We start from the raw sequence: 21,489 nt of genomic DNA on the forward strand, positions 1-21,489 counted from the left end.
TTTGCATTGCCGATGCGAGGAGCGCAGGCCTTCTGGCGGGACAAGGTGCAGATGTCCGCCTCAGAATATGCGGCACTGGCGGATGAAGCCAGGCAGCGGGCCTTTGCCGTCTCCGGCATTGCCAAAGGAGATGAGCTGAACACGGTCTTTGCCGCACTGCAACGGGCAGTGGATGAGGGCATAAGCTTCGAGCAGTTCAAAGAGGATGCCGCCGATATCTTCGAGCGGCGCGGCTGGGTGGGCAAGCGGGCCTGGCGGGTGAACAATATCTTTCAGACCAATATTCAAACCGCCTACAACGTCGGGCGCTATGAGCAGCTCCAGCAGGAAAAGGACGTGATGCCCTACTGGATGTATGACGCCATTAACGATACCGGCACCAGAAAGACGCACCTGGCCATGGATGGCCGCGTCTGGCCCGCCGATCATCCGGTTTGGAATACCTGGTATCCACTCAACGGTTACAACTGACGCTGTTCGGTCTCCGGCGTGACCGGGAGCCAGGTTGAGCAGCGCGGCTTGAAGGTGGAATCGGATGATCCCACCGACAGGATGCTGGAAGTTGTGGACCGGCAGACTGGGAATAAATTGGAGACGGCCAACATGATTCCGGAAGCAGGCTTCGATTATAACCCCGCAAAGATGTACTGGCAGAAGACGGAAGAATATATCCGGGAGCGCATCAAATCCTACCCGGCCGAGCTGGCGGCGTTGGTCGAGGCGGAGCTGGATCCGCTGCTGGAAGAGAAAAAGCCGTAAATGGCCCTGTGCTGCGAAAAAGAGGAGTGTCTGCCTCCGCACAGAGGCACACGAGGGTCAGCGTTTAATACAGGCGATTTTAAAGATGGTTTAAACGGTATCAGATGATTGAGACAGGGATCAAAATAGACGATAGCGAGCTGGACACGGTTTTAGGCAATATCGTTGCCCGTTCGAGCAGCAAGCGCCAGGCCCTGAAAACCATCGGCGCCATCGGCAGAGAGTCGGTACGAAGGAATTTCCGTGAAGGTGGCAGGCCGGAGAAATGGACACCGTCCAAACGGGTGGAGGGTAAGCGCGGCCAGACCCTGAGAAAGACCGGCAGGCTGCAGAACTCGATTGCCGCATCCGTGGGTAGCGAGAGCGTGATCATCGGCACCAACGTTGTTTATGCCGCCGTCCATAACTTCGGGGCGAAGAAATTTTCTTTCGGCACGGTGGTCGCCAAAGTTCCGGCCCACCGTCGCAAGTACAAGGGCCGCAATATGAAGAGCGGCCGCAGGAAGACGGCCAGCGGAGTTGTCTTTGTGAGAGCGCATACCCGGAAAATGAGACTGCCCTGGGGCGATATTCCGGCACGCCGGTTCATGCTGCTGCAGCGCCGGGATCTGCTGGAGATCGAGGGAGCGCTGGCTGGATATTTGATTACAGGAGAGGCGTAAATGAAAAAGATCTACACGATTGTTGCTGCCATGTCGTCAGCTACCGGTGGCAACCTGCCTGAGTGGTACCTGATTTTTCCCGAGGGCGAAAGCGAAGTTGAAGGCGAAGGCAAATTTATCGTCGACCAGAACTCCTGGAATCTGGTGAAGGCGCGGATCGATAGGCGCGGCCTGGAAGTCGTCTTTGATTATGAGCATCAGACACTGGCGGATACCAAGGCACCGGCTGCGGGCTGGTGTAAGGAGTGGCGCTACCTCGAAGGCGTGGGGATTGAAGCGAAAGTGGACTGGACCGAGGAGGCGGCCGGATATCTAGCTAAAAGCGAATACCGCTATTTTTCGCCGGTCTTTTTTGTACGGAAAACAGACGGACGGCTCTGCGCCGTTCATAGTGTGGCGCTGACCAATGCGCCCAAGACCAATCATTTGAAACCGCTCCTGGCCAAGCTTGGGGCAGAACACAAGGAGAACGATATGGACCTTCTCAAGTTATTGATCGCCTCTCTCAAGCTGAATGAAGACGCTACAGAGGCACAGGTGGTCGCCAAGGTCAAAGAGCTTTTAGAAAAGGATGGCGAAGTGGTTGCCAAGCTGCCGGGCGATGTGCTCTCGGCGCTCGATCTGAAAGAGGATGACTCGGTTTCCACCGTAGTCGCCTCCATTCATGCCCTGAAGCAGACCGGCAGGGGCGCGGTGAGCCGTGAGGAGTTTGCGGCCCTGCAGAGGCAGCTGGTTGAAAGAGACGCCGATGAGGTTATTGCCAAGGCAATCGGCGCGGGCAAGATCACTCCGGATCAGAAGGACTGGGCAAAGCAGTATGCCGCCAAGGACCTGGAAGGCTTCAAGACCTTCGTGGCCAAGGCGCCGGTTGTCATCCCCGTGGATAAACTGCCGGAGAGCGGTCAGGAGCAAACCACGGCCGAGCTGACCGGCGATGTGCTCAAGGTGGCCAAGCTGATGGATGTGAGTGAAGAGGATCTGAAGCAGTACGGCGGCTTGAAGTAGAGGCCGGTCTCTGCCAGACATTTGAGCGAAGCAGTTTTTTAATATCAATGAAGGAGAGATGAAATGCCTTTAACAGAAGACAGAATGACAGGCCATCAGGACAGCGAGCTGCTCTCATCCGGTGTTGCCGCAAGTACGAAAATATTCGGCGGCGGCTTGACCGCTGTGAACGCTGCCGGTTATGCCCTGCCCGCTGCCGATGCGGCCGGGCTGAAGGTGGTGGGCATATCGGAAGAGCAGGTAGATAACACGGCTGGGGCAAATGGCGCCAAGAATGTGCTGACCCGGAGGAAAAAATCCTTCTGGCTGAAGAACTCTTCCGGCAACCCGGTCACCATCGCCCATCTGCAGACGGATGTGTATGTGGAAGACGATGAGACGGTCTCCAGCTCCGGAGGCGTGAACAATATCGTCGCCGGAAAGTGTTTGGCTGTTTCCAGCCGTGGCGTGCTTGTCGAAATCAGCTGATTGATCAGTAGACTCTTTAATTTTTCTATTCAAGAAAGGAGCTAGAAAATGCTTGTAAATAAATCGACCATCGCGGCGGCTTTCATTGGGCTCAATACCTTGTTCAACAAGGCCTTTGCCTCAGCGGAGCCGATGTACCAAAAGATTGCCATGCACGTTCCTTCCACCACGGGTGAGGAGGATTATGCCTGGCTGGCCAAGTTTCCCAAGATGCGGCGTTGGATCGGCGAGAAGTTCATCGCCAAGCTGAAGGCCTTTAAGTACACCATTGTCAACGAGGACTGGGAGGCCACTGTCGAGGTCGACCGCAACCATATCGAGGATGACCGCCTCGGCATCTATGCACCGCAGGCCCAGGCGGCCGGTGAGTCTTCCAAGATGCTGCCGGATGAGATCATCGGTGAAGTGGTAAACGGTGCTTTCACCAATCTCTGCTATGACGGCCAGTTCTTCTGCGATACCGATCATCCGGTTGGTGACGGTAACGGTGGGGAGATAAGTGTCTCCAACAAGGGAGTGGTCGCTCTCTCCATTGCCACCCAGGCAGCGGCCATGGCATCGTTCGGCGCGGCCAGGACCGCCATGCGCAAGTTCAAGGATGATGAGGGACGCTCCCTCAAGGTCAATCCCAATGTACTGATGGTCGGACCCGCCCTGGAGGATGTCGCCAAAACGCTTATGACCACCGATCGCCTCGAGGACGGTAAGCCGAACCTGTATAAAGGAGCCTGCGAGGTCGTGGTGAACAGCGACATAACCTCCGATACCGCCTGGTTCCTGCTCGATACCTCCAAGCCGGTCAAGCCGTTTATCTATCAGGAGCGCAAGAAGCCGGTCTTTGTCTCTATGACCGATCCGCAGGCGGACGATGTCTTTAAGCGGAAGAAGTTTCTCTTCGGGGCAGAGGCAAGGGCCGCTGGCGGCTATGGTTTCTGGCAGCTCTGCTACGGCTCCACCGGCCAGGGATAACAGGCCATCATCTTTGAAGGGGCAGGCTTTTAGCCTGCTTCTTTTAACACAAACGAAAGAGAGGACATCATGATCAGAATACGCAGTTTGAAAAACGGCTTTCGCCGGGCGGGCATGGCGCATACGGTGGAGCCGCGTGAGTATGCGGATGATTTTTTCAGTGAAAAACAAGTGGAGGCGCTGCTGGCCGAGAATATGCTGGTCGTTGATTTGATTGAAGGCGGTACAGCAGAAAGTGAAAGTGAACCAGAGAATAAATCTCCTGAGCAACCGAAGGCAACCGGCGGTACAGGATACCCGGCCCTATCCATCTCGACGCAGCTTGTCCGGGCAATTCTGCAGCTTGACCAGGACAAGGAAAACGCCAAGCACTGGACCAAAAGCGGAGTGCCGCAGATAGATGCGCTGGAGGAGATATCCGGCCTGAAGGATATCTCTGCAGCCGATCGAGATACCGCCTATGAAATCTACCTGGAAGGCAAGAAATGAGCTACGCCACCCTGGCAGATCTGAAAAACAAGCTGGATGAGGAGACCCTGATCCAGCTTAGCGATGATGCCGATACCGGCAGTGTTGTCAATAGTGTGATCGATGCGGCGCTGGAAGCGGCCGATGTGGAGATTGACAGTTATCTGGCGGCAAAATACTCGCTGCCCCTGGTGGAAGGCGTGCAAATCCTCACCCATGTGGCGGCGGACATTGCCATTGTCAATCTGTATTCCCGGCGCAACGGCCCTCCGGAGCACTGGCAGAAGAAGTATGACAACCATATTTCCTTTTTGGAGAAAGTGGTGGCCGGTGAGATAAGCCTGGGCGCCTCCACTCCGGTGGCTGGCGATGAAGCCCAGGTGATCAGCAGTGAGCGCATCTTCTCCCGCGACAGTTTAAAGGGTTATTAAAGCAATGAAGCAGCTAATCGAATCCACCAGGGCCACCATCCGCACCGGCATCGGCTACATAAAGGACCGGGATGTTTTTGTGACCGAGGATCTGCGGCTGATTAGGAATTCCGGGAGCTATCCGGCTATTGGTATAAAGGACGGCGGCATCAATTTTGCTTTTGAGTCAGGCGATCAGGGCGATGAGTCGCTGCAGCTTTCTTTCTCCCTGCAGGTGAAGCTGGCCAAAAGCGAGGCCTCCATCATGGGAGATGATTCGACCGGCTCGATTGGTGTGCTCGATATGGCCAAGGATGTGATCGCGCTGCTGGTGGATACCCTGCCTGCGGGAATAGATCTGGCCCTGCCGGTTTCCGTGGGGGAGTCGGAAATATTGTCAACGGATAATCTCGACATCGTCATGCTGCCGGTGGTGATGAAATTTGAACGATACAGCTAAGCAAAGGACATAAATCATGACAAAAGAAATTACCGGACGGGAGACCATATGCGGCCTGGCCAAAGCTGATAGCTGGCATACACCGGTGGCCGTCGCTGTCGGGGAAGGCGTGCTGATACTTGCCGACAATATCAAGGTGGGCATGGATCTGGAGCTTGACGAATCGGCCGGGCAGCAATGGATAACCGAGGCGGATGCCGGTGTGGAGAATGTCTCCGGCAATATCGAGGCTTATATGCGCTATGAAGGCTTTGATCTGTGGCTGGCATTGATTATGGGAATATCGGGGGCGCCGACCCAATTGGAGCTCACTACCGCCTATAGCAACACCTATGACCTGGCCTCGAAGATCGACGGCATGTTTGCCACCCTGGCCCAGAAGAAGCTGACCGACAAGGTTTGGGAATATCCGGCGGTCAAGCTGCATGGATTTAAGCTTTCCGGCGAGATGAACAAGCCGGTAAAGATCAGCTTTGACGCCATCTGCGATACCCTGGACCGGGCTTCGGCGACCAATACGGCCGCTTCCATGGCGCAGGTTACGGCGCTGAAGAAAAACCGCATCATCATGAACAAGGATACCGTGTTCAGGATGAACGATCAGGCTGCCGGAGAGCTTCTCGATACCGATAAACTTCATCCATCTTCGTTTGAGCTGACTTTTACCCGGCCGATGGACTCCGATTTCGTGGCGGGTCAGGAGGGAGTGGACGAACCTGCTGACAATGGATTTCCCGCCTGTTCGCTGGCGCTGAAATTTCCCAGGTACAACAGCGAGAATGACATCTATTTCGATGACTGGAAGAACACGGTGAGCAAGAAAATGGATATCACCTTTACCGGTAAGACCATCGAAGGGGCCCATAAATATTCTTTTCGGATCCTCTTTTCCAATCTGAAGATCGATAATCCGGAGGCGCCGGTGTCCGGTCCCGGCAAGATCCCTTATTCCATGAACCTACGGGCGATCGGAGCGGACGTTGCACCTGCCGGGATGACCGGGCTGGTTGCACCGCTGCGTATCGAGACAACCAACACCAGGACCACGGATCCGCTGGCTTAAATAACTATGGAAAAGCTTACTCTGACATACCTGGTTGATACGCGGGAAGAACAGCCGCCGGTGCTGGTGGCCTTCCCCGGCTCGGCAACCTTTAAGGTGAATATTAGGCCGCTGGGCAACAGGCATCAGGAGTTTGTCCAGGAAGCCACCGAGCCGGTATGGGATGAAGCCCTTATGAAAAAGACGATGGTGCTCAACCAGGAGAAATATCTGCAGCTCTTCGGGGCCTATGTGGTGTGCGGCTGGCAGGGATTGACCGTGAAAGAGTTGCGGCGGCTGGTGTTGATTAGCGATTTTAAGAAGCTGCGAAAGGCTGAGGGAGAGATTGCCTTTGATGCGGAGGCGCGGCGGATCCTCATCACCTGGTCGCCTCTTTTTAAGACCTGGCTGCAGAATGTCAGCCTCAATATCGAGCTGCTCAACCGTGAACGGGAGGAGCAGCTGGAAAAAAAGTTCTGGAAGCGGTGAGGTTCAGCCTGGATTATCCAGGGGTGAACTGCCGCCAGTGCGGAACGAATTTTATAGAAGACGAGATCGAGCCGGATTGTGAAGACTGTCCGGTGAAGAGATGGGATGAGGAGGTCAATCTTGCCCTGCAGCTATATGACCGGGCCTGCATCTGGGGTGAGCTTGATCATGATGCCATTAACCAGGCATTAAAGGATGTTGCAATTCCCTCCTTTCACTACCGCAAATACCGACGGTGCGTTATCGCCCTGCACCGTTTGATGAGAAAAGACGCCAGCGAGAAACAATGCCAAACAGCAAAGCCAGAGTAGCCATAGAGCTGTATGTCGACGACAAGGGGACGCTGAGGGTAAAGCAGTTTTCCCAGGACACTCAAGAGGCCTTTCATAAGACTGAGCAGGCGGGTACCCGCGCGGCCGGTCGTATCCAGTCCGCCTGGGAGCAGGTTAGGGGCGCCTGGGTTGGCATAGTCGCGGGTATTATGGCCATGGCCCAGGCCTGGAATCTTTCCAACTCCGCAGCTAAGGCCAGGCAGGAACAGCGCTCTTTTGAATCGCTGGCTGCATCTTATGGCGTCAACTCAAAAAAGATTATCGATGCATTGAAAGAGGCCAGCGGCCATACCATCGACACCATGACCCTGATACGCAATGCCGGTACCGCCATGATGATGGGCATTGCTCCGGATAAGGTGACCGAGCTGATGAAGGTGGCACGCGCAACCGCGAAAATGACCGGGCAGACCACTGTCAAGGCGTTTGAAGATATCTCTCTGGCTGTCGGACGGCAGTCCAAGATGATCCTGGATAACCTGGGCATCATTCTGGATGTAGAAAAGGCCAATGAGGAATATGCCCAAAGCATCAATAAGACGGCCACGCAGCTGACGGATCTGGAACGTAAGCAGGCTTTTATGAATGCCACCTTGAAAGCCGGGAAGGAACTGACCGAGAAACTTGGCGACCAGCAGGATACGGCGGCGGATAAGCTGGAGCGTTACAAGGCCAGGTGGAATGATGCACTGCTTGTTGTCGGCAATATCACTCTTTCTACCGGCATGATTGTCGAAACCGTTTTCACCGGGATCGGAGCGACGTTTAATCGTGGCGTTGCCTCTCTGGCAAACTGGCAAAGCAGATCGCTTGATTTGGCGGGCAATATTCCCCTGATCGGCGGTCTTTTTGAAGGACTGGCCGAAAAAGCCAAGGCCATCGGCGACAATTCCGAGGCGGCTGCCGATCTCGGCATGGAGCATATGAAGGAGACCTGGGAGACTATGATCGGGCTGTGGAAAGACGGTGAACCTCAGTCTGAAAAGGTGCTTGAAAATCTGCGCTCTCAAAAAAACGAGATGGCTGAGATTGCCGGTATCCAGCAGAAACAGACGGATCTTCTCAAGCAACAGCAAAAAGAGGCCGAAGAGCAGGCCGCTGCCGAACGGCAGATGTATGAGGAGGCCGGGATCGGTGCCGAGGCCTACTACAACCAGCAGGCCAGCAGCCTGGTGGAGAAGGCAGCCCGGTGGCAGAAGGCTGGCGGCGATGTGCTGGCGATTGAGAACTGGCTGTATGGTGAATTGGGCAAGCTCTCCGAGAAGGCCTGGACGGAGGGTGAAGAGATGGCGGGCATCGCCATGGATAATCTACAGGTGCAGTCTTCCACCCTGGTTGACGAGCTCTTTGCCACTACCACGGCAGGCTTGAATCAGCTGCAGGAACTCGGCATCGAAATTCAAACTCTGGACGGCTCCCATATCGGCATCAGCGCCAGTCTGGATGGCTCCGGCATTACCAGCCAGGTCGATTCCATCATTGCCAAATTGCGCCAGCTGCAGGCGGTGAGCAGCAGCGCCCAGGCGGCGCAATCATCGACGCCATATGTCAATACCGATCCCAACAAGAGCGCTAAAGAAGTGTATGAGGACAGCCAGAGGCAGAGCGGCGCAACCGTCATCAATAACAACTTTAATGGCAAGATGAGCAGGCAGGATGTTGTTGATATCAGCAGTGAGCAGAGCAGGATAAAGGATCGGTCATGAAACCACGTTTTGTTTTAGGGGCGCAGCAGCTCCAGTTTTCCAAGGGGATCCGGTATCCGGTGAACAAACCGGCCGAGCGGCTGCAGGCGGTGAGCAGATCGGCGGGCGGTTCCACCAGGACCGAGGATCTGGGCATCACCATCCGCAGCCGTATCCTGCGTTTTAAGAATCTGCCGGTGGCAGACTGGCTGGCGCTGTGCGACTGGTATGACAATATCGTCTATGGGGCCGGGCTGGAGTTTACCTTTTATGATGAGACAGGCGAGTCGATGCTGGTGATCATGCGCAGCAATCCCGCCGATTTTTCCGAGACCTCCTACCAGCGCTATGCCGGGGAGCTTGAGCTTGAGGTGGTTGGATGAGGTCTGATCTCTCTTATAATTTTAATCTTGAGAAGATCAAACGCTTTCGGCGGCCGAGGCAGCTCTTGGTGTTTCACTTCCCTGGGGCTGGCGATGTCTTTGTCTCCGATCAGCCTTTGGGGCCTGCCCAGGGACTATCGAATACCTATCTGCCCCTGGTGGAGGACTGGGGGGAGCTGCAGGATACTGCCGGTGATGACAGGGCCGGAGAGAGTGCCGAGATCCGCCAGGTCTCCATTTCGTTATGGAATGGTGGAGAGGCGCCCTTCTCCGATTATTTTCTGGCCGAACATCCCGAGAATATCGAGGTTGATCTCTACCAGTGGTTCGTGGGCTTGAGCGAGGATGACAAGGCGCTGATCGATACTTTTTTGGTCCAGGACCCTATTGAGTTTGACGAAAACAACCGGCTGCTGACACTCGACCTGGTCGGTTTGCCAATCAGGCTGAACCGGCCGCTCGGCCGCAAACTGACAAAAGCGGACTGGCCGTATGCGCTGGATGGCGATATCGGCAAGGGCATTCCGCTGCTGCTGGGCGCTCCCGGCCCGGTGCCGTCTCTGTATGCCCGAGCGCCGGTGAAGCTGACGCTGAAAGGCTCGGTGCTGAGTACCACCATGTTGCTGCCGGTGCAGGAAGAACTAAGCGAGAGCGGCCTGCACAGCTCCGGCACGGTGCAGATAGACGAGGAGCTGATCCGCTACAATGGTTTTTCCGCCAACAGCCTGGTGGTGGTGCAGCGCGGCTGGAGTTCGGAAAAGGATCAGCATCTGCATAATTCGGAGGTGGTTGAGCATATCACCGATCATACCTTTATCTTCTGCGAGGGGCCGGTTGAGTCCATCAAAAACGTGAAGATCGAAGGCATTGAGCCACCGTCTTCAATATATACGGTGCATCCTGAACTCGATCCGGCCAGGGTGGTTTTTAAGACGGCGCCCTATGTGGAGCGCTTCTCCAAGGCCACCCGTTTTCTGGAGATGCAGTTTGACCATGTGCCGGATAACAACACGGCGCTGCATCCCGCCTACGCCTTCGATAATGACAAGGTGGCGACGGCCGCGACCATAAAAGAGGGTGCCAACATCCTGGCCCTGCGCCAGGAGACCGTCAATCCCGATCGCGGGCCGATCATGAAGGCCTATCTCTCTATTGTGCATTGGGCCAGCGGTGTCTTTAAATCGGACTACGTGCAGGTATGGGTATCGGGCATCGGCAATGTGCGCAGGCTCTCCCGACCGAATCCGGAGGATTATGTAGATCTTGAGGCGGATGTGGATATCGATCATCCGCATAGCCATAAGAAAGGGTATGACCATGGGCATTATTACTCGGATCCTGATTTTGACAGTAACTCACCCGATCATGATCATGCCCTGAGCAATAATGTTAATGAGATTTCCACGGGTATCGGCAGCTTCCCGCTGGGGCAATGGATCGAGGGCAGTAGTTATCAGTCGGATAAGGTGACCTTTCCGAACTATCCGAATAATAACGGGGTATGGTTGGAATATACCCTGGATTATTATGTTGCAAGTTATGACCCGCCGGAGCTTTCCTTCCGCATGTATATAAACGGGGCATGGCGCACATTTTCGATGCCGACTTCGGCGGGTACGACGAAAATATATCTGGGCAGCGGTTCAGGAAGCGTCGGCTATGGATATATCCGCTACGCTCGGTCTTATGAGACGGGGTATTCCAAATATAAATTCAAGCTCAGTTCGTGCAATTTGGTCTGGCACGCCACGCAGGAAATTAATCCTAAAGCGGCCGTGGTGTATACCGACCGTACAGCTGCCGGTGATGTATACGATCAGAGTGTCGACAAGTACGGCAACGCCATCAAGGCGGACGATGATGTCAATAGCCTGATCACCGGAAACCGCCCGCTGAATATCTATAGCCAGGACAACGCCACCCGATCCATCACCGATATTGTCGATATAACCGATCATGTCAACTTCAGCTGGAGCTGGTTTACCGGGCGGGAAATACGCCTGATCTATGTTAATGCGGACTCGGGTGAGGCCAAGGAAGTCCAGATCCAGCATGCCTATTTTCATATTGAATTTGCGCCGAAGGAAACGGTCTTTTCCAACAAAGTGACGGCCGAGGTTGTAGGGCCTGCGACACGGGCGCTGCCGGATCGGGCTATCCGGCAGCTGCTTGAGGATAAGGGCGGTGTGGCGCCATCTGCTCTTGATGCGGCAAGCTTTGATGAGACCGCTGCTCTTTATGCCGCCGGGGCCTACCGCCTGGATGGTATGCTGGATGCGGAACTGAGCATCCGCGAGGCAATCAAGAAGATCTGTTATCAAACCAGGTCGCGGCTCTTTTCCAACCACGGGCGTTTTAAACTGGCTTTTAAAAAGGGTGTGGATGCTGCACCTGTTAAGGAGCTGACCCAGGATGATCTGGAGTTTAAATCGATCGAGGTTGTCCGGCAGCCGGTGCGTGATCTGGCTAACCGCATTCAGCTTTACTATAAAAAGGACTGGCTCTCCGGCGATTATGACTCATCGGGTTTTCATGGTTCGGTGATGCGGGAAAGAGCCTCTTCGATTCAGCGTTTTGGTCTGCTGGAAGGAGAATGGAACTTTGATCTGATCGGCTCGGAGGCCATGGCTGCATCTGTTGCCGAATATCTCCTCGAGGAGCTGGCTCAGCCCTCTTCTTTTTATACTTTCAACGCCTATCTTGATCTTTTCGAGCTGGAAAAAGAAGATGCCCTGCATGTAAGCAGTCTGTTCAACCGCATGCAGAAGGTACCGATGCTGGTGCGCTCGGTGAACCGGGTATTCGGCTCGGGCAAGCGCGGCCAGATCAACCTGCTGCGTATTGTGGCGGAGAACCTCTATTACATCGTCAAGCGCTACAATCTGGCTGATGCCGTCTCCGTGCTGGATACCATTACATTCTTGTTTTTTGAATCTCATACCTTTGAAGAGGCGATGCAGGCCTTGGAGGAATTGTTTGTCCGGCTCAATGTCACCAGGGCTGATCAGGTGGCCTTGTCCGATACACTGCAGACTCTGATGGATATCAAGAAGCAGCTGGCCGATAGTGCCACTGTCTCCGATAAGCCGCCGTTGTTTGATATGGACATGTTGCTGCAGGATACGATCATTATCGAGGAAGCTAAGGAGTTCTGGAGCGGCTACGGTTACGGTTCCGGAGGGTATGGCGTTGCTCCCTATGGCGGCGTGGTCGAATTTAAACAGAAGAATCCGGACCGGGCGATAATCTTCGAGCAGCTGCTCATGGCTTTAAGCGCCCTGCAGCTGGCCGAGGTGACGGTAACGGACGATCTCTATATGAGCAGCGGCTACGGCTGCAGCATCGGCAGCGGCTATGGCCGGACGCCGTATGGCATTTAAGGAGAGGCTATGTCGCTTTTGAATCGGATATTTCCAACGGATGTCCTGAACATTACCAAACAGCCTGCGGTCAAGGTGCTCTGCACGGCGTGCAGGGAGCATGTTTTTTATATGAAGAAGGAAAACGGCGGTACCGGGCTGGATAACCTGGTGCCTCTGGCCGGTGCTTCCGTACCGCATGATTCTGCCTGCCCGAAATGCGGTCGGGTTTTTCTGGCGTTTTCGCCTGAGCCATCATTATTAACAGATAGGGGGTACATTTCGAAATGAAGGTTAAATCCATATTCAACAGATGCCGTGCAGCTGTTTTTTTCTTCTGCAGTGCGGTGCTGCTGGTCTGCTCTTCCTGGACGAATTTGAAGGAGTATTTTACCGCCCTGGGCGGCAGCGTCAAGCCGATCGGACGGGTGCATTTTCTCTTCGTCGATGAGGCAACCGGGGCGGTCCGGGATGGCGGCTGGCATCCCAACCTGGTTACCACTGCCGGTAAAAATCATATCGCCGATCAGCTCTCCGGCAGGACTCAGGCGGCCATGTCGCATATGGCTGTCGGCACCGGTACCACCGCAGCCCTGGCAAGTGATACGGCCCTGCAGACGGAGCTTGACCGTAACGAGCTGGATTCCGTTGTCCAGGGGACAGACTCCGATGCCAATAAAATTACCTATACCTGCACCTGGGCGGCCGGAGACGGCACCGGGGCGCTTACCGAAGCGGCCATATTTAATTCACCATCGGCCGGGCAGATGCTGTGCCGCTCCGTTTACCCGGTGAAGAATAAAGAGACAGGTGAATCCATGGTATTGACCTGGGTCCTGACCATATCTTCATAGAGGTATATCATGGCGAACAGCTATACAGAAAAACTGAAGAAGAGAATTATTGGTCCCGGTGATCCCAATTGGGACGATGAGGGGCATGCCAACGAGTACATCAATGAGGTTGCCCTGGCCGCCCTTATGTCGACCAATCGCATTGAGGCTGGTGGAGTCGTAGCCGACGCCGGTGGATTGCTTGTCGATGTGTCGGCGGTTACCGGACGGTTTGCGGGAGATTACTTCTCGCTTCCCGAGGATACACTGGGGCTGAGTGCTGCTCTGCCTGGAGAAGAGCAGCTCAACTGGATCTATATAGATGATACACCGCAGCTGCAGGTGTCGAATGTTCCGCCTACCGGTGATTATTTGCCTTTGGCATTGATTGATTCTGATAATGCGGGGGTTCTTAGGATCGCAGATCTGCGGCCTCTGGCTCAACCGGTTGAGGGTGTCGTGGAGAATGACTGTATTAATGGGACGTTTGATATCTGGGATTATGACACGGTTCAGACCAGCTCAGGCTATGGGAGCGACAGCCGTTTTTCAAACGAGCATTCAGGATCCACCAAAGAACACAGCAGGCAGGTATTCACACCTGGCCAGATATCAGTACCCGGCAATCCTAAATACTTTTCACGGACCGTTGTCACCTCGGTTGCTGGAGTAGCCAATTATGTACGTAAGGTGCACCGGGTGCTTGATGTCACTAAATACTCCGGAAAGCGGGTCGCTGTTGTCTTTCATAGCGCTGCAGATGCTGTGAAAAATATCGCCGTTGAAGGCATGCAGAACTTCGGCAGCGGTGGAAGTGTTGCTGTTGAAGGAATCTCGGCTCAGCTCGTCGAATTGCCGGTAGCCTGGGATAAACGAGTTGTCTTCATCGATTTTCCCTCTGTAAGCGGCAAGACAATAGGTAATCAGTCATACAATCAGATAACGTTTTGGTTCGATGCAGGCTCTGACTTCGATTCCAGGACTAATGGGCTTGGCCAGCAGTCGGGCATTTTTGATCTTGCGGAAATAAAAATCCATGCGGGGGAAAAGGAACTGCCATGCAGACGGCCCTATGAGCAGGAGACAAGAGATATATGCACTCTGTATTATGAAGAAGGATATTCTTGGCAAGAATTCGGCGTAGATACCACAAGGTTTATACGGCAACATGTGGTCTTTAACAAACGGAAGATAAGAGCCCCGGAGGTAACACTTTCCGACTTTGATGGAAACATCAACAGAATTACGGAAACAAGAAATACATCACAAACTCACAATATTACTCCATCCCACGGAGTGAGGAACCAAACAGATAAAAACTTCAGCGTTCTCCATGGAGCCGCCTCAAATATTGATGGCATTATTTTCTACTGGAAAGCGAATTCTGAAATTTGATGGAGTTAATATGATTGGATATAAATGGGCCAACGAAGAGCGGACAGCTGTTATAAGGTATCCGGGAACATATGTTATTGAAAATGGTACAGGCTGGGAAGAGTTCCTAGACTGGCGGGAAGGCGGGAACGAGCCGGATCAGTGGAAAACCCTTTTGGAGCGTAAACAGGATAAAGTCAATGAGATCAAACAGGCATTTGTGATAGCGCCCAAGTCCGGTTTGACAACATCACTTGGTATAAAGGTCGATTGCAAGCGAGAGGATAAAGACAACTTCCAGGAACTGCTGGATTACTGCACTCGCAAGAGCCTGGCGGGGACGTCCATCCGCCTGCACAACAACGATTTTGCTGAGGTAAGCGTAGCTGATCTGCAGATCATCATTAACGAGATTCAGGAACATGGTTTGACCCTCTATCAGCGCAAATGGGCCAAGGAAGCCGCCATCGATCAGGCGACGACCGAAGTGCAGATCAAAGCCATCACCTGGGACTCGGTTGAATGATGCTGAAGCAGTATATCAAAAATATCCTCATAGGTGTTGATCAGCTGGCTAATGCGGCGATCGGCGGCGATCCGGATGAGACCATATCCTCACGAGCCGGAAAGGAGGTACGCGCCGGGAAAGGAGGTCTCTGGAAGCTGCTTTGCCGGGTGTTGCATGGCTTTGACAGAAATCACTGCCGGGAATCGATCGAGGAGGATGAGGGCAAGGACGCTGTTTGGAGGTAGGACGGGACCGGGGATGCGACCAACATCCCCGAACCAGCCAACCGTGCGCGAACACGGAAGGTAGTCCACAGGTACACCTGCTTCGGTCCCGATGCTGTGGTAGCACGGGGAGCGAATCTAGCAGATGGCCTGATAAAAAGAAAGGAATAAAATGGGAGCATTAGTACCATATTTCGGAGGAAAATCACGACTCGCTAAAACCATCATCTCGAAGTTTCCGGAGCATACCTGCTATGTCGAAGTGTTTGCAGGCGGTGCCTCCGTCTTCTTTGCCAAAGAGCCATCAAAGGTCGAGGTGCTCAACGATCTCGATCGGGACTTGGTGACTTTATATAGGACGGTTAAAAACCATCCTGAAGAGCTTTATAGGCAGTTCAAATATTCATTGGTATCAAGAGCGGAGTTTGAGCGGGAGAAGGAAGTCAACGCCGATACGCTCACGGATATTCAACGCGCAGCGAGATATCTATATCTCAGAAAACAGCCTTCGGCGGCCATATAACCGGCCAGACCTTCGGCACTGCCACCACCGGCAAGCCAAGGCTCAATCTCTTTACCCTGGAAACCATCCTGGAGCAGTCATGGCAGCGCCTGGCCCAGGTGATCATCGAATGCAAGGACTTCCGCGATCTCATCCCCAGATATGACCGGGAGCATACGCTGTTTTTCTTGGATCCTCCGTACTGGAATATACCTGGTTATAGGCATGACTTCACCGAGCAGGATTTTCATGACCTTTATCACGTCTTGAAAAATATAAAAGGTAAATTTTTAATGACAATTAACGATAAGGTTGAGATAAAGTCTCTTTTTAAAAAATTTAAAATTGAGAACGTTCAATTGAAGTATTCAATTAGCCCAAAGGGAAAAACGAGAAGCAAGCTCAGAAACGAACTGCTTATATCAAATGAATGAAATGGAGTAAAAAATTGAATGATGGCGAAATCCTGGGAGTATCCCAGGGACAATTCATGCGAAGGACTTTATGGCCTGTTGCCTCAACATATTTAAAGAAACGACACTTCAAATATCTTCTGCTTCTTTCTGTTCTCGTTTTTGCACCAATTCTTAGAGAATTGATTTTTGGTATCTTCTCCCACCATCACTTACCTTTTGCGACCACTGAAGATATTATTCACACACTAATCGAAGTTGCCTTCATGGTGAGCCTAGGCTGTCTTCTTATTTTTCTTGATATAAAAATCATGAAAGAGAAGCGATTCGAGTTGAAGATGACACAAACTGTCGCAATCGAGGCACTGGCCTCACTGGCTGAATATAGGGATGCTGAGACAGCTGAGCATTTATTGCGTATACGGGCCTTCATAGAAATCCTCACTGAATCTTTGAAAGAATCCCGTTATGGCCGATATATCATGTGTCAAGACGGATATATCGAAGATTTAATGAACGCGTCCGTCCTTCATGACATAGGAAAAATTGCCGTTCCAGACGCCATCTTAATCAAACCCGGCCGCCTGACTGAGGAAGAATTTGAAACCATTAAAAGGCATACGATATTGGGATCAGAGATATTACTTGCGGCCGACAATCAATTCAGGAAAAGAGTTGGAAAACAAAGCTATCTTACGCTTGCCCAGAGCATTGCAGAAAGTCACCATGAGAAGTGGGATGGGAGCGGGTACCCTCACGGATTGGCTGGTGAGGAAATTCCTCTATCCGCAAGAATTGTTGCTCTATGTGATGTGTACGATGCGGTCACCTCAGATAGAGTCTACAAGAAAGCATGGCCGCATGATCAGGCTGTGGACTATATCGAGCAGGAATCGGGAAGGCATTTTGATCCAATTTTGGTTGAAACCTTCCTCAAAGTGGCACCGCTATTTGAAAAGGCGAAGCAAGCGATTAATTGATGCGAAAATGGTTTGCGTGAATTGGTTCCCAACCTCGCGCCGCGCTACATTTTTTTAAGCCACAATGAACTTCGCGGCGCGCGCTACAGTGTCTTTGAGATATTCATTGAGTCCAAACGTTAGCACAAATGAAAAGTAAAAACAGAATTACTGATTTTAAATTATTCTTTAACCTGCTAATAGTTCACAGAAATATTTCTTATTGAGACTGGAGACTTAATTATGGATTCTAACTTGGTGGCGGCTCTAGCGGGTGCAGTTGTTGGTGGGATGATAAGTTTCTCGGGAATGGTTGCGTTAAAGCAAAGAGACGACAAAAACCAAAAACTAATCATCAGGACAGGAATTGTTGCAGAGCTTGATAACTTAAAGGCAGAGTTGGAATATGCCAATAAACAATGCGGCCACATCATACAGGCCGCTCTAGATCATGGGAAAAGAGGACTTGGCACAATCTATATAAGCAGAGGGGCCGATTTGATTTTTATCAACTCTTCCTTAGAAAAGATTGGTCTGTTTGAAAGTGAGGTGGCAGTCAATATCATCAAACTGATTAGTGATTACGAATTGCTCAAAGAGATGATGTCTTGGTTAAACCAAGAAGTTCCAAATAATATGAGATTCCAGGGTCAAGGGCGATATGAGGTATTAGAGTCGATGATTCAACATAATCGATATCTAATTTCTAGTTGTGAGAATATAATCAGCTCGCTGAAGAAATAATAGTTTTGTGCTCACTCGCGCTACATAACTAAAAGAAAATTCTCCGCTCATTTGCAAAAAATTCTGATTTTACGCGACGCGCTACACCCAAAATAGAGATATTGTAATAAATGGGTGCAAAAGGGGTGCAAAAACAAAAAAGCACCTACAGTATTTGAACTGTAAGTGCTTGAAATTGCTGGTCGGGATGAGAGGATTTGAACCTCCGGCCCCCTGAACCCCATTCAGGTGCGCTACCAGACTGCGCTACATCCCGACCTATTTACTCTGCTGCTTATCTAACAGAAGCTTGGTAGTGTGTCAACTGTTTGTAGAGATTGCCTATACAGTTGCTCACTTTTTTTGTTCAAGTTGTTTGTATAACAGAAGAAGCTCTGATTTTATCCTGCCTAATTTCCGGTTTGCGTCATCCGGGGCTGGTTGTGGTGCATGCGTCGTAACTTTCTCGCCGGATTTTAAATATTTGCGGGCGCCGGCGATTGTATAGCCTTTGGTGTGCAGCAGGGTTTTAATCTTGAGGATGAGTTCGACATCTTCCCTTCGGTAGAGCCGCTGATTGGAGTTGGCCCGCTTCGGAGTGATCTGCCTGAACTCCGTTTCCCAGTATCGAATGACATGCGGCGCCACTTCGGCCAGCTTACTAACTTCACCGATTTTATAATAGAGTTTATCGGGAATATTGAAGCCCATCCTATAATGATGTGGTTTTAATCGTTTATCTGCTCTCTCAGTTTCTTGCTTGGCTTAAAGCTTACCATCTTTCTCTTTTTAATCAAGATAGATTCGCCGGTTCGCGGGTTTCTGCCGTTGCGGGGGTTTTTATCGCGCAGGGTGAATGTGCCGAAATGCACGATTTTGATGGGTTCACCGCCGGTCAGAGAGGATTTCATGCTGTCAAAGAGGGAGTCAACAATATCTGCGCAGGTGGAGCGCGGGTAGCCTAGCTGGCCGGCAACGGCCTCGGCCAGTTCTTTTCTGGTAAGATTATTTTTGTCCATGCTATGCCTCACGGAATTGGCCGCCAAAGGTATCGGTGAGTGTTTTCACGATCTTTGAATGGGCTTTTTCCACATTTTTTTCAGTTAAAGTCTTACTGGGTGAGCGGTAGGTGATAGAGAGCGCTACGCTCTTATACCCTTCAGGTATTTTGCCACCCTTGAAAATATCAAAAATTTCACTATGCTCAATGAGCTTTTCCCTGCTCTCGCGTACACTTTGCAGGAGTTCTCCGGCGGAGACATTGTCTGCAACCACCAGCGCGATATCACGCTTGACCGAAGGATAAACCGGCAGTGGGGAAAAGGACTTGGGCAAGGCAGTCAGTGAACAGAGGATGTCGAAGTCGATATCGAAAAAGTACACTTGCTGCTTGATGCCGAAACTTTTTACCACATCATCGCTGAGTTTGCCAAGACTTCCGATAACTTTTTTATCAGAAAACAGTGAGAGATGCCGGCCGCTTTCGACAAAAGGCTCTTTTTCTTGAAGAATTTCAAAAGAAACTATATTATCGGCGGCGGTCGTATTGAGACGAAGGGCCTGCAGAAGATATTCGATGCATCCTTTGGCGTCGAAGATATCGACATTGCGTTGCTTATGGTAGAGAGGGTCAAATTCTCCGTATATATTGCCGCTGAGCACTCCGGCCAATCTGGTATTTTCCACAGGCTGGAGATTCTCTTCCGTAGGGGTGAATACCTTGCCGATTTCGAAGAGCTTGAGGCTGGTCTTCTGAAATCTGATGTTTCTGCCGACATTTTCAAGAAGTCCGGGGATCAGCATGGTGCGCATTGCCGACTGCTCTTCATTCAGGGGATTAAGGAGTTCCACCTGTTTGCGTCTGGGATCATCTGCGGTAAGGTTCATCATATCGAGATGATCGCTGCTGGAGAAGCTGTAGTTGATAGCTTCGGAAAAGCCGAGACGGGCGAAGATGTCGCTGGTTTCAAGACGCAGTAGTCTGGCGGGGTCCTGTTCGGGATAGCTCAGATTGACCGTTGGCAGCGATACCGGAATCCTGTCATAACCGTAGAGCCGTGCCACTTCCTCGACCAGGTCGGCTTGGCGCTCTATATCCACCCTGAAGCTTGGAGGAGTAACCAGCAGGGTCTCCTCATCAGGATTCTCGCAATGGATGCCGATAGATTCGAGCATCGAGGCGATTTGGGCTCTGGAAAGCTCGATGCCGTTGAGTTCGTTACACCGTTGAATATGCAGAGCCAGCGTTTTTGCTGGTTTACGTCCGGGATAGGCATCTATGCCTTCACTTTCCGGACAGCTGCCGCCGGCTAGTTCAAGCAGCAGTTGAACTGCGCGATTCATGGCATTGATGGTTCCTTCCGGATCAACCCCGCGCTCGAAGCGATAGGAAGCGTCGGAGGCAAGGTTCAATTTTCGAGCCGTTCTCCTGATCGATATGTCATTGAAGCAGGCTGATTCCAGTAGGATATTGGTTGTGGTCTCGCTGACTTCGGAGTTCATGCCTCCCATGATACCAGCCACGGCAACAGGATGTTTAGCGTCGCAAATCATCAGCATTTCCGGGTCGAGCTTACGTTCTTTTTCGTCGAGGGTGACAAAGTTCAGTTCATCGCTCCGCGGTGTTCTGACGATTATTTTGCCGCCTTCAAGCGTATCGAAGTCGAAGGCATGGAGCGGCTGGCCGTATTCCATCATGACGAAATTGGTGACATCGACGACGTTATTTATGGGCCGCAGGCCGATGGAAATCAACCTTCTCTGCAGCCACCAGGGAGATGGCCCTATGGTGACATTTCTGATCAGGCGGCCGGCATATCTGGGACACAGGTCAGGGGCTTCGATTTCCACCGAAAACTCCTCGCTCTGCCTGGAGATTGCACCGTTTTCAAGTGGCAGTTTCAGGGCGGTGCCGCGAAAGCCTGCGACTTCCCGGGCGATGCCGATAACCGAGGCGCAGTCGGCCCTGTTGGGCGTCAGATCGACCTCTATCTGAATATCGGAGAGCCCCATGGCATGGATGAAACTATCGCCGTGCTGCAGGTTTTCAGGCAGTTCCATGATGCCGTCGGATTCTTCACTGAGGCCGAGTTCTTTTTCGGAGCAGAGCATGCCGTTGGAAACCACGCCGCGAACCTTGGATTTTTTAATCTTGAAATTGCCCGGCAAGACGGTGCCGGACAGGGCGACGGGAGTGAGCAGCCCTGCACGGGCATTGGGTGCCCCGCAGACGATTTCATACTGCTCATCGCCTACGGCAACCTTGCAGAGCTGGAGCGTGTCGGCGTTAGGGTGGGGCACGGCTTCCAGGATTCTGGCCACTTTGACGTCGGCCAATTCTTCAAAAAGAGTGGTCATCCCTTCAACTTCGAGTCCGAGCATGGTAAGTTTGTCGGTCAGTTCTTCCGGCAAGAGACCGTCCAAATCCACATAGTTCTTCAACCAGTCAATGGTGAACTTCAT

Annotated in this window: 27 protein-coding genes and 1 tRNA gene; 24 read left to right on the forward strand and 4 right to left on the reverse strand. The window is 52.2% G+C overall.

What is annotated here, in order from left to right:
• Positions 1–12 precede the first annotated feature (12 nt).
• The 24 genes from JWG88_RS17015 (at position 13) to JWG88_RS17130 (ending at position 18,048) form a co-directional block, all read left to right on the forward strand.
• Positions 13–471: a phage head morphogenesis protein gene (locus JWG88_RS17015; RefSeq protein ID WP_205235001.1), complete on the forward strand. Its 459-nt coding sequence runs from the start codon at positions 13–15 to the stop codon at positions 469–471.
• Between the two features lie 48 nt (positions 472–519).
• Positions 520–759, forward strand: coding sequence for a hypothetical protein (locus JWG88_RS17020; RefSeq protein WP_205235002.1), 240 nt, complete (start codon positions 520–522; stop codon positions 757–759).
• Positions 760–863: 104 nt separating this feature from the next.
• Complete coding sequence (locus JWG88_RS17025) at positions 864–1,421, forward strand: phage virion morphogenesis protein (protein ID WP_205235003.1); 558 nt, start codon at positions 864–866, stop codon at positions 1,419–1,421.
• Positions 1,422–2,426 (forward strand): phage protease, encoded by a 1,005-nt coding sequence (locus tag JWG88_RS17030; RefSeq protein WP_205235004.1) that lies wholly within the window; start codon positions 1,422–1,424, stop codon positions 2,424–2,426. It begins immediately after the preceding gene.
• Positions 2,427–2,489: 63 nt separating this feature from the next.
• A complete protein-coding gene (locus tag JWG88_RS17035) occupies positions 2,490–2,894 on the forward strand; it encodes a hypothetical protein (RefSeq protein WP_205235005.1) in 405 nt (134 codons plus the stop codon).
• Between the two features lie 48 nt (positions 2,895–2,942).
• The gene (locus tag JWG88_RS17040) at positions 2,943–3,863 is read left to right on the forward strand and encodes a Mu-like prophage major head subunit gpT family protein (RefSeq protein ID WP_205235006.1); all 921 of its coding nucleotides are present in this window, start codon (positions 2,943–2,945) and stop codon (positions 3,861–3,863) included.
• A 69-nt stretch (positions 3,864–3,932) separates the two neighbouring features.
• Complete coding sequence (locus JWG88_RS17045; protein WP_205235007.1) at positions 3,933–4,352, forward strand: HI1506-related protein; 420 nt, start codon at positions 3,933–3,935, stop codon at positions 4,350–4,352.
• Positions 4,349–4,762 (forward strand): gp436 family protein, encoded by a 414-nt coding sequence (locus JWG88_RS17050; protein WP_205235008.1) that lies wholly within the window; start codon positions 4,349–4,351, stop codon positions 4,760–4,762. Before JWG88_RS17045 ends, JWG88_RS17050 begins: the two co-directional genes overlap by 4 nt.
• Positions 4,763–4,766: 4 nt before the next feature.
• Positions 4,767–5,201 carry a hypothetical protein gene (locus JWG88_RS17055; RefSeq protein ID WP_205235009.1) on the forward strand — a complete coding sequence of 145 codons (435 nt, stop codon included), beginning with the start codon at positions 4,767–4,769 and terminating at the stop codon, positions 5,199–5,201.
• 16 nt (positions 5,202–5,217) lie between these two features.
• Positions 5,218–6,264 (forward strand): phage tail tube protein, encoded by a 1,047-nt coding sequence (locus tag JWG88_RS17060; RefSeq protein WP_205235010.1) that lies wholly within the window; start codon positions 5,218–5,220, stop codon positions 6,262–6,264.
• Between the two features lie 6 nt (positions 6,265–6,270).
• The gene (locus JWG88_RS17065; protein WP_205235011.1) at positions 6,271–6,732 is read left to right on the forward strand and encodes a hypothetical protein; all 462 of its coding nucleotides are present in this window, start codon (positions 6,271–6,273) and stop codon (positions 6,730–6,732) included.
• Positions 6,729–7,043 (forward strand): hypothetical protein, encoded by a 315-nt coding sequence (locus tag JWG88_RS17070; protein WP_205235012.1) that lies wholly within the window; start codon positions 6,729–6,731, stop codon positions 7,041–7,043. Before JWG88_RS17065 ends, JWG88_RS17070 begins: the two co-directional genes overlap by 4 nt.
• Positions 7,019–8,770 carry a hypothetical protein gene (locus JWG88_RS17075; RefSeq protein ID WP_205235013.1) on the forward strand — a complete coding sequence of 584 codons (1,752 nt, stop codon included), beginning with the start codon at positions 7,019–7,021 and terminating at the stop codon, positions 8,768–8,770. The genes JWG88_RS17070 and JWG88_RS17075 overlap by 25 nt, the downstream gene beginning before the upstream one ends.
• The gene (locus JWG88_RS17080) at positions 8,767–9,132 is read left to right on the forward strand and encodes a hypothetical protein (RefSeq protein ID WP_205235014.1); all 366 of its coding nucleotides are present in this window, start codon (positions 8,767–8,769) and stop codon (positions 9,130–9,132) included. Before JWG88_RS17075 ends, JWG88_RS17080 begins: the two co-directional genes overlap by 4 nt.
• Positions 9,129–12,512, forward strand: a complete 3,384-nt coding sequence (locus JWG88_RS17085; RefSeq protein ID WP_205235015.1) for a hypothetical protein — start codon at positions 9,129–9,131, stop codon at positions 12,510–12,512. Before JWG88_RS17080 ends, JWG88_RS17085 begins: the two co-directional genes overlap by 4 nt.
• Positions 12,513–12,521: 9 nt before the next feature.
• Positions 12,522–12,782, forward strand: a complete 261-nt coding sequence (locus JWG88_RS17090) for a hypothetical protein (RefSeq protein ID WP_205235016.1) — start codon at positions 12,522–12,524, stop codon at positions 12,780–12,782.
• Positions 12,779–13,345, forward strand: a complete 567-nt coding sequence (locus JWG88_RS17095) for a phage tail protein (RefSeq protein WP_205235017.1) — start codon at positions 12,779–12,781, stop codon at positions 13,343–13,345. Before JWG88_RS17090 ends, JWG88_RS17095 begins: the two co-directional genes overlap by 4 nt.
• Positions 13,346–13,354: 9 nt before the next feature.
• Complete coding sequence (locus JWG88_RS17100) at positions 13,355–14,719, forward strand: hypothetical protein (protein ID WP_205235018.1); 1,365 nt, start codon at positions 13,355–13,357, stop codon at positions 14,717–14,719.
• 10 nt (positions 14,720–14,729) lie between these two features.
• On the forward strand, positions 14,730–15,224 hold the full coding sequence (locus JWG88_RS17105; RefSeq protein ID WP_205235019.1) for a DUF4376 domain-containing protein: 495 nt from the start codon (positions 14,730–14,732) through the stop codon (positions 15,222–15,224).
• Positions 15,221–15,451 carry a hypothetical protein gene (locus tag JWG88_RS17110; protein WP_205235020.1) on the forward strand — a complete coding sequence of 77 codons (231 nt, stop codon included), beginning with the start codon at positions 15,221–15,223 and terminating at the stop codon, positions 15,449–15,451. Before JWG88_RS17105 ends, JWG88_RS17110 begins: the two co-directional genes overlap by 4 nt.
• 151 nt (positions 15,452–15,602) lie before the next feature.
• Positions 15,603–15,953 (forward strand): DNA adenine methylase, encoded by a 351-nt coding sequence (locus JWG88_RS21990; RefSeq protein WP_205235021.1) that lies wholly within the window; start codon positions 15,603–15,605, stop codon positions 15,951–15,953.
• Between the two features lie 98 nt (positions 15,954–16,051).
• Positions 16,052–16,366, forward strand: coding sequence for a DNA adenine methylase (locus tag JWG88_RS22220; protein WP_353740690.1), 315 nt, complete (start codon positions 16,052–16,054; stop codon positions 16,364–16,366).
• Between the two features lie 14 nt (positions 16,367–16,380).
• The gene (locus JWG88_RS17125; protein ID WP_205235022.1) at positions 16,381–17,325 is read left to right on the forward strand and encodes an HD-GYP domain-containing protein; all 945 of its coding nucleotides are present in this window, start codon (positions 16,381–16,383) and stop codon (positions 17,323–17,325) included.
• A 222-nt stretch (positions 17,326–17,547) separates the two neighbouring features.
• Complete coding sequence (locus JWG88_RS17130) at positions 17,548–18,048, forward strand: hypothetical protein (protein ID WP_205235023.1); 501 nt, start codon at positions 17,548–17,550, stop codon at positions 18,046–18,048.
• 179 nt (positions 18,049–18,227) lie between these two features.
• On the opposite strand, the gene JWG88_RS17135 is transcribed toward JWG88_RS17130, so the two are convergent.
• The 4 genes from JWG88_RS17135 to pheT all read right to left on the reverse strand — a co-directional run bounded on the left by JWG88_RS17135 (position 18,228) and on the right by pheT (position 21,489).
• Positions 18,228–18,304, reverse strand: a tRNA-Pro gene (locus tag JWG88_RS17135).
• A 77-nt stretch (positions 18,305–18,381) separates the two neighbouring features.
• Positions 18,382–18,738, reverse strand: coding sequence for a MerR family transcriptional regulator (locus tag JWG88_RS17140; RefSeq protein ID WP_205235024.1), 357 nt, complete (start codon positions 18,736–18,738; stop codon positions 18,382–18,384).
• Between the two features lie 17 nt (positions 18,739–18,755).
• Positions 18,756–19,046 (reverse strand): integration host factor subunit alpha, encoded by a 291-nt coding sequence (locus tag JWG88_RS17145; protein WP_205235025.1) that lies wholly within the window; start codon positions 19,044–19,046, stop codon positions 18,756–18,758.
• Position 19,047: 1 nt separating this feature from the next.
• A complete protein-coding gene (pheT, locus tag JWG88_RS17150; RefSeq protein WP_205235026.1) occupies positions 19,048–21,489 on the reverse strand; it encodes a phenylalanine--tRNA ligase subunit beta in 2,442 nt (813 codons plus the stop codon).

It is taken from the genome of Desulfopila inferna (assembly GCF_016919005.1).
Lineage (GTDB): Bacteria > Desulfobacterota > Desulfobulbia > Desulfobulbales > Desulfocapsaceae > Desulfopila_A > Desulfopila_A inferna.